At 55.0% G+C, this 6,676-nt stretch carries 8 protein-coding genes; 3 read left to right on the plus strand and 5 right to left on the minus strand.

The window, feature by feature from the left end:
- The first annotated feature begins 11 nt into the window (after positions 1–11).
- From B2T33_RS10610 to B2T33_RS10620, 3 genes are all read left to right on the plus strand, one after another.
- On the plus strand, positions 12–563 hold the full coding sequence (locus tag B2T33_RS10610) for a sarcosine oxidase subunit gamma (protein WP_197145635.1): 552 nt from the start codon (positions 12–14) through the stop codon (positions 561–563).
- Between the two features lie 170 nt (positions 564–733).
- Entirely contained in the window at positions 734–1,672 is a 939-nt protein-coding gene (locus B2T33_RS10615) for a 2-hydroxyacid dehydrogenase (RefSeq protein WP_197145634.1), read from the plus strand.
- Positions 1,673–1,776: 104 nt separating this feature from the next.
- On the plus strand, positions 1,777–2,628 hold the full coding sequence (locus B2T33_RS10620; protein WP_286791967.1) for an urea carboxylase-associated family protein: 852 nt from the start codon (positions 1,777–1,779) through the stop codon (positions 2,626–2,628).
- Positions 2,629–2,691: 63 nt separating this feature from the next.
- Here B2T33_RS10620 and modC read toward each other — a convergent pair whose 3' ends face one another.
- The 5 genes from modC to B2T33_RS10645 all read right to left on the minus strand — a co-directional run.
- Positions 2,692–3,822 (minus strand): molybdenum ABC transporter ATP-binding protein, encoded by a 1,131-nt coding sequence (modC, locus tag B2T33_RS10625; RefSeq protein WP_286791968.1) that lies wholly within the window; start codon positions 3,820–3,822, stop codon positions 2,692–2,694.
- Positions 3,819–4,511 (minus strand): molybdate ABC transporter permease subunit, encoded by a 693-nt coding sequence (gene modB, locus B2T33_RS10630; RefSeq protein WP_286791969.1) that lies wholly within the window; start codon positions 4,509–4,511, stop codon positions 3,819–3,821. The genes modC and modB overlap by 4 nt, the downstream gene beginning before the upstream one ends.
- Positions 4,508–5,308 carry a molybdate ABC transporter substrate-binding protein gene (gene modA, locus B2T33_RS10635; RefSeq protein ID WP_286791970.1) on the minus strand — a complete coding sequence of 267 codons (801 nt, stop codon included), beginning with the start codon at positions 5,306–5,308 and terminating at the stop codon, positions 4,508–4,510. Before modA ends, modB begins: the two co-directional genes overlap by 4 nt.
- 150 nt (positions 5,309–5,458) lie before the next feature.
- Complete coding sequence (locus B2T33_RS10640) at positions 5,459–5,977, minus strand: hypothetical protein (RefSeq protein ID WP_008889555.1); 519 nt, start codon at positions 5,975–5,977, stop codon at positions 5,459–5,461.
- Positions 5,978–6,040: 63 nt separating this feature from the next.
- A partial coding sequence (locus tag B2T33_RS10645; protein WP_286791971.1) for an exonuclease domain-containing protein occupies positions 6,041–6,676 on the minus strand: 636 nt, incomplete at its 5' end.

The raw sequence follows: 6,676 nt of genomic DNA on the forward strand, positions 1-6,676 counted from the left end.
GGAACAGAAAAATGACGGTACTTACACACGCATTTACGCCGGGTCCGATCGTTGCTTCCGGACCGGTTAAACTGACCCTGATGGCACCAGTTGCCCGTTTCTCGCTACGTTTGCGGGCGGCCAACATTCCGGCCGTATCCAAGGCGATTGGTGTTGATCTGGCAGCCACGGTTGGTGCACGTGCGGCCAAAGGCACGACTGAGTCCATCTGTCTTGGCCCGGATGAATGGCTGATCATTGCCAAGCCGGATGATGCCGACACAGTGACCAAGGCGTGCGCGGATGTCTATGCATCGGCAACCCACAGCCTGACCGAGGTGTCGGCCCGCGAAGTCACGGTCCGCATCGAAGGCGAACGTGCTGCCGAGCTTCTGACAATCGGTTGCCCGCGCGATATCGACAGCATCCCGGTTGGCGGTGGCTGCCGTACGGTGATTGATGGTGTGACGGTTGTTCTGTGGCGGGATGCCGAGCAAAGCTTCCGCATGGATATCTGGCGTTCTTTTGCCCTGCACATCATTGATCTGCTGTGCACCGGCTGCAAGGAGTTCGCGGCAGAATAATCTGCATTGGGGCGGGGATTTGGCGATTGCCATTCCCGCCCTTATTGTGTCCAGGCAAATGTATTGGGTTGAATGTGGTTTCCTGGCGGTATGAAACTGCGCATCAACTTGTCTCAGGTGATTGAGGCGGCTAGTCTTTGGGGCACACGCAGCCACCGAAAGACGCCCCAATGATACGTTCCGTCCTTGCCCTTCTTGATATCCGCCCCGTCTATACGGCCATGTTGGCAGAACGCCACGATCTGCATCGTTATGACCTGATTGAGAACAAGCAGAAATTTCTTGATGAAATGGGCGATCAGATCAGAGCAGTTGTGACATCCGCGCGCTTTGGTGTTCCGGAAGACTTGCTGGCGCAACTGCCGAACCTTGAAGTGATTACAAGCTTTGGCGTTGGGCATGATGTCTTTGATCTTAAGGCACTGCGTGACCGCGGTATTCGTCTTACAACCACACCTGACGTTCTGACCGATGATGTTGCTGACACGGCGATCATGTTGATGCATGCCACCTTGCGGCAGCTTGTTTTGGGCGATGACTGGGTACGCAGTGGAAAATGGGCCGCAAACGGCCCGATGGCACTGACCAGAAGTGTGCGCGGCAAGAAGCTTGGCATTGTCGGGTTGGGCCGGATCGGAAAGGCAATTGCATCACGCGCAGTGCCAAGCGGGGTCGAGGTCGGCTATTTTGGACGCAACAAGAAAGATGTCGCGTACCGGTTCTTTGATGATCTGATGGCACTCGCGACATGGTCGGATATTTTGGTGTTGTCCTGTCCCGGTGGGGCCGCGACCAACGGGATCGTCAATGAAGCGGTGCTTGATGCCCTTGGCAAAGATGGTGTTTTGATCAATATCGCACGGGGATCGGTGATGGATGAACCGGCTTTGATCCGGGCGTTGCAGCATGGGTTGATTGCCGGCGCGGGACTTGATGTTTTTGAAAATGAACCTGATATCGATCCGGCATTTGCCAATCTTGATAACGTTGTGCTCTATCCGCATCTGGCGAGTGGGACAATGGAAACCCGCGATGCCATGGGCCAACTGGTTGTCGATAATCTTGAAGCGTGGGACGAACGCCAAGAATTGATCACACCGCTTGTTTAGTTGTTCGTATGATCTGCCAGTCAGCCCTGTTGAAACAGGCTTGTGTCAACAGGTCACTGTGCCATTCTGTCGCCCATCTATTTTCCTGTTATCGAGGCCACCCCATGACTTTCAAGCCCCAGCATAAAACCCCAACAGACGCCGCAGAGCGTCGCGCAATAAAGCCAGTTGTTGTTTATCCCAACGGAACCTTGCCTGAGCCCGACTTTGCGACGCTCGCCGAATTCAAGGCATCAATGAAGAAAGTGAACGAGGTTATCGTCCCGCCGCGCGATGCCCGCACGTTTCATGTACCCAAGGGATACTTTTTCCGCATTGTCAGTGTCGATGGGCCGCAGGTTGGTGATTTGAACCTTTGGAATGCCAATGACCTGAAGGAACGGTTTTTCAGCGGTAAGACCCGTGCCCTGCATCGGACCCACCTGACCACAGGTGACCGTTTGTGGTCCAACATGCCCTATCTGCGTTCGATGGCGCTGATCAGTGAAGATACGCTGGACTGGTATGGTTTTGATGAGGATGGCGGCAGTGTCCATGACGTGATTGGTACCCGCTGCGATCCGTTCACCAACCGGTTGCTGTCAGGCAATGATTATCACCATTGCTGTCATTCCAACCTGTGCCGGGCTTTTAGTGATGAGACCGGCATGTCGATGCAGGAAGCCGATCACTATGTGCATGATGTGTTGAACGTCTTCATGTGCACCGGCTTTACCAAGGACACCCATCAGTATTTCATGAAGGCAAGCCCGGTACGCCCGGGGGACTATCTTGAAATGTTTGCCGAGATTGATTTGCTGGGCAATCTGTCGACCTGTCCCGGTGGGGATTGCAGCACCGGTCATTCAAGTGATGAAGCCGCCTGTTATCCGTTAAAGGTCGAGATCTATGAAACCGATCCGGCCTTGCAGGATAAATGGGATTGGCCAGCACCCAGTGCCTATCAGCATCCTTAAGCCTTAAAACAAACCCCCGTCGAAGATACCGGCGGGGGTTTGCCGTTTCCTGGTGTGTCAGTTTTAGCGATCGCGCAACTGCCCATTGACAGTGACCGATTTGATCACGGCAAAGACTTTTTGATGGGGCTGCAGTTTTAAGCGTGATCCCGACCATTTCGTAATGCGGGCATGAATTTTGGGACGGCCACTGGTTTCGGCCAAAAGGGTGGCATCCGCATCCTGACCAAAGCACATTGTCACATCGATGGTGTCACCGGGCTCGTCACTGATTTTGGTGACGGTGACGGGAATGATGTTGTTCGCACTGATATCGTGCGGCGGGGTACGGGCAATCATGACATCACGGGCGCGAATATGCAGTCGGACACGATCACTTTTCGGACGGCCCAGATAGGGCACGACAAGTCGTTGCCCGCCACATTCAAGGAAGCTGACCTCGGCCTTGGGGTCACGGCTGACAATCCGGGCGGCCAGAACCGTTCCGGCGTCAAAGCGCCCGGCAAGCGGCGCCAAGTCCGTGCGGCCCAGCATTTCAAAAACGGAGCCAGTCGCAAGTGTTTTGCCCTGATCAATGATAACCATGTGGTCGGCAAGGCGGGCGACCTCGTCAATCGCGTGGGTGACATACAGGATCGGTATCTTCCTGTGGTCACGCAACCATTCGAGATAAGGCAGGATCTCCTGTTTGCGGGCGTGATCAAGGGCCGAAAGCGGCTCATCAAGTAGCAATACATCCGGATTGGACAAAAGTGCACGCCCAAGTGCCACCCGTTGCTTTTCCCCGCCAGACAGAAGGTTGGGTCGGCGATCCATCAGATCCCAGATATCAAGCATCTCGAGGATGGCCTGTTGTTCATCCTGTGGCAGTTTGTGGGGATTGCGGCGCGCCCCGTAAAACAGGTTGTCGCGCACCGATTTGTGCGGGAACAGGCGATTATCCTGAAACACGCAGCCAACCCGACGCTTGCGAGCCGGAAGGTTGATGCCACGTGAATGTTCAAAAAGTACATGATCGTTGATTTGAATATGGCCGCGATCCGGGCGGACCAAACCGGCAATCATGTTAACAAGCGTCGTCTTGCCGCTGCCTGAGGGGCCAAACAGGGCGGTTATACCCGGTTCAGGAATATTGAATTCGGCGGAAAGCCTGAAAGTCTTGAGACTGCGTTCAACATTGACACCGATGCTCATGACGCGGCCCTCTTGCGAATACGACGGAGCGCCAATTCAGACAGAAGCAACCCGGCAAAGGCCAGCCCGATTGAAAGGGCTGCCAAGCGCGCCGCGGCCAGTTCGCCGCCCGGTGTCTGGATCGCAGTATAGATCGCCAGTGGCAAGGTACGGGTTTCACCGGGGATGTTCGAGACGAACGTGATGATCGCGCCGAATTCGCCAAGGCTTGCGGCAAAGGCGGTAATGGCACCGGCAATGATACCCGGAAGTGCCAAGGGCAATGTCAGCGAAAAGAACCGGTCAATCGGCCCAGCGCCAAGGGTTTCGGCAGCCTGATAAAGACCCGGATTGACGTTTTCCAGGCTCAGTCGAATGGCGCGGACCTGAAACGGGAAGCTTACGATCGCCGATGCCAGTGCCGCGCCCGTCCAGCTAAAGACAAAACGCTGATCGAATGTTTCATACAGCCAAGCGCCCAACGGTGCCCGTGTGCCCAAGGCAATCAGCAGCAAATAGCCCATCACAACCGGTGGCAGGATCAGCGGTAGATGCACAATCGCATCAAGAATAAAGCGCCCTGGAAACCGACCGAGGGCAAGCGCAGTTGCGACGATAATCGCAAAGGGCAGTGCACAAGCAACAGCAACGCCTGAGATGCGGAAGCTTAGCAGAAGTGCCTCGATTTCGGCGGGGGTTAAGCTGATCATTTTCCGGGTACGTTGGCTTGCGTTGTTGCAACGGGTTCAAAGCCATAGTCGGCAAAAATGCGGCCCGCGTCATCCCCCAAAAGCCATAGCAGGAATTTCGTGGCTTTGCTTTCGGACGGATCACCCGTCAGGGCAACAGGATAGGTAATGACCGGGTGACTGTTTTCGGGAAAGGTGCCGATGATTTTGACGTTATCGGAAATACCGGCGTCAGTTTGATAGACGATGCCAATCGGTGCTTCGCCCCGTTCAACCAGCGCCAAGGCCGCACGAACATTGTCAGTACGCGCAAGTCTTGGTGCAACCGTTTCCCACTGCCCCAAAGATGTCAGTGCCTGTTTGGCATAAATGCCGGCCGGCACATGGTCCGGGTCGCCGACTGCAATGCGATCACTGGGTCCGATCAATGCTGTCAGGTCTGAAGTATCGCCAATTTTAATCGGGCTAAGATTGCTATCTTTGGGGGCGACAATAACCAGACGGTTTGTCAGCAGGTCATGACGACTGCCGGGGACAAGCAAACCCTGATCATTTAACCAGGTCATCCATTTTTCGTTGGCAGAGATAAAGATGTCGGCCGGCGCGCCTGCGGCAATCTGGCGCGCCAGTGTCGAAGAACTTGCCACTGACAGGCGTATTGTATCACCGGTTTCCTTTTCATAGGTGGCGGTCGCAGTTTCAATGGCGTTGGTCAGGCTTGTGGCGGCAAAGACGGTGATATCGCGCGCGCGAGCCGCCGTTGAGATGCTGCCGACAAATACAACCGCGATCAGAAAGAAGGCGACTGTAGATGGCAATGGGGATCGAAAATGGGGCATATGGACCCGTAACTTAGGAAAAAGGGCGCGTTTGCATCACTATAGCCGAAATCAGTTTTGTTGCCACACATGACAAGGCCCGCCACAGGGCGGGCCAAAGGTTGTCCGATTTCGCGATGGAAACAGCGTTCAGGAACAGACCGCCGCGCGCAGGGGGTCGTCGGCATCCATATCAAACCATTCATTCATCGCGGTCGGGAAACCGTTGCTGTCGAGTGACGTATCGGGTGTGATATAGCCACGCCGTCCTTGCGCGCAATCAACAAGATGGGTCAGGGCAAGGGTTTCGCCGCCCTTGCGCAGCAGCAGGGTCATGACGCGTTTTTCATCGGGGTTTTGGGGATTGGATACCAGTTTTTCGCGATCAATCGCCGTAAAGCGGTTGGTCGGTGCGGAAACCAGTGTCCAGGGCGCGAAAATGTTTTCGTCAGTAAAGGTCTGAATGACGCTGATGGTCTGAGGCAGGCGGGCCTCGTAGCGATCAAACCATGTGTATTCATCCCAGATCATGTAGCCAAACATCGCAATCGCTGCGACGAGCGGAATGACATATTTCGGTGCCTTGCGGCCCCAAAGCCGGAACAGCAACATGACCACGCCAGCCGACGCAAACCCGATAACAACGGTTGAGAAGATAAACACGTACATAGGCTGGTGGCTCCCGATCTGCTGTTATTATTGGTGGGGCATTTTTTGAGCCCTGGTAATCGATTAGCGCAGTATCCGGTCGAGCTCAAGTTCGCCTTTCGGATCACGTTTGGCGATTTGGGCCAGAAACAGGCCCGATGCGGCAATCGCGTCAGACAATGCGTTATGGGCCCGGAAAGGGGGCAGGTTATGATTTCGGCGCAATGTATCAAGCCTGAGCGCCCCGGATTTCATGGTTTCACCGCTGCGCCGGATGTCACGCAGAGCCAAAACCAGGGTATCGACCGTCGGGATTTGCAGTGGCGCGCCAAAGAACTGTTTGCAGGCCTGGCCAAGGAATCCCAGTTCAATCGGCGCATGGTGGGATAGCAGAACCCGGCCAGCCATCTGGGGCAAAAGATGCTCAAGGGCTGCTTCAATGCTTGGGGCATCGGCGACATCGCTATCAAAGATCCGGTGGACCACGACCGAGCTTTCGCTAAGCTCCTTGGTTGGCCGCACCAGAATATGTTCGCAACTTGAAAAATCGACCGAAAGCTGACGGATAATCACCCAGCCGAGGCTGACGATTTCGTCCTTTTTGGGATCAAGGCCGGTGGTTTCAAGATCAAGAGCGATGAATTCGGTTTCCATCACGGATCTTTCAGGATCTGCAGGCGGCACATCGTAATAGGTTCGCAAAGGCCCGGTTGCCTTGCG

This window comes from Thalassospira sp. UBA4513, assembly GCF_002388495.1.
Lineage (GTDB): Bacteria > Pseudomonadota > Alphaproteobacteria > Rhodospirillales > Thalassospiraceae > Thalassospira > Thalassospira tepidiphila.

What these genes read in the sequence shown, in the direction of transcription:
- B2T33_RS10610 (WP_197145635.1), top strand. Translation starts at nt 12, where the DNA reads ATGACGGTACTTACACACGCATTTACGCCGGGTCCGATCGTTGCTTCC.
- modB (WP_286791969.1), bottom strand. Translation starts at nt 4,511, where the DNA reads ATGATCAGCTTAACCCCCGCCGAAATCGAGGCACTTCTGCTAAGCTTC.
- B2T33_RS10620 (WP_286791967.1), top strand. Translation starts at nt 1,777, where the DNA reads ATGACTTTCAAGCCCCAGCATAAAACCCCAACAGACGCCGCAGAGCGT.
- B2T33_RS10640 (WP_008889555.1), bottom strand. Translation starts at nt 5,977, where the DNA reads ATGTACGTGTTTATCTTCTCAACCGTTGTTATCGGGTTTGCGTCGGCT.
- modC (WP_286791968.1), bottom strand. Translation starts at nt 3,822, where the DNA reads ATGAGCATCGGTGTCAATGTTGAACGCAGTCTCAAGACTTTCAGGCTT.
- B2T33_RS10615 (WP_197145634.1), top strand. Translation starts at nt 734, where the DNA reads ATGATACGTTCCGTCCTTGCCCTTCTTGATATCCGCCCCGTCTATACG.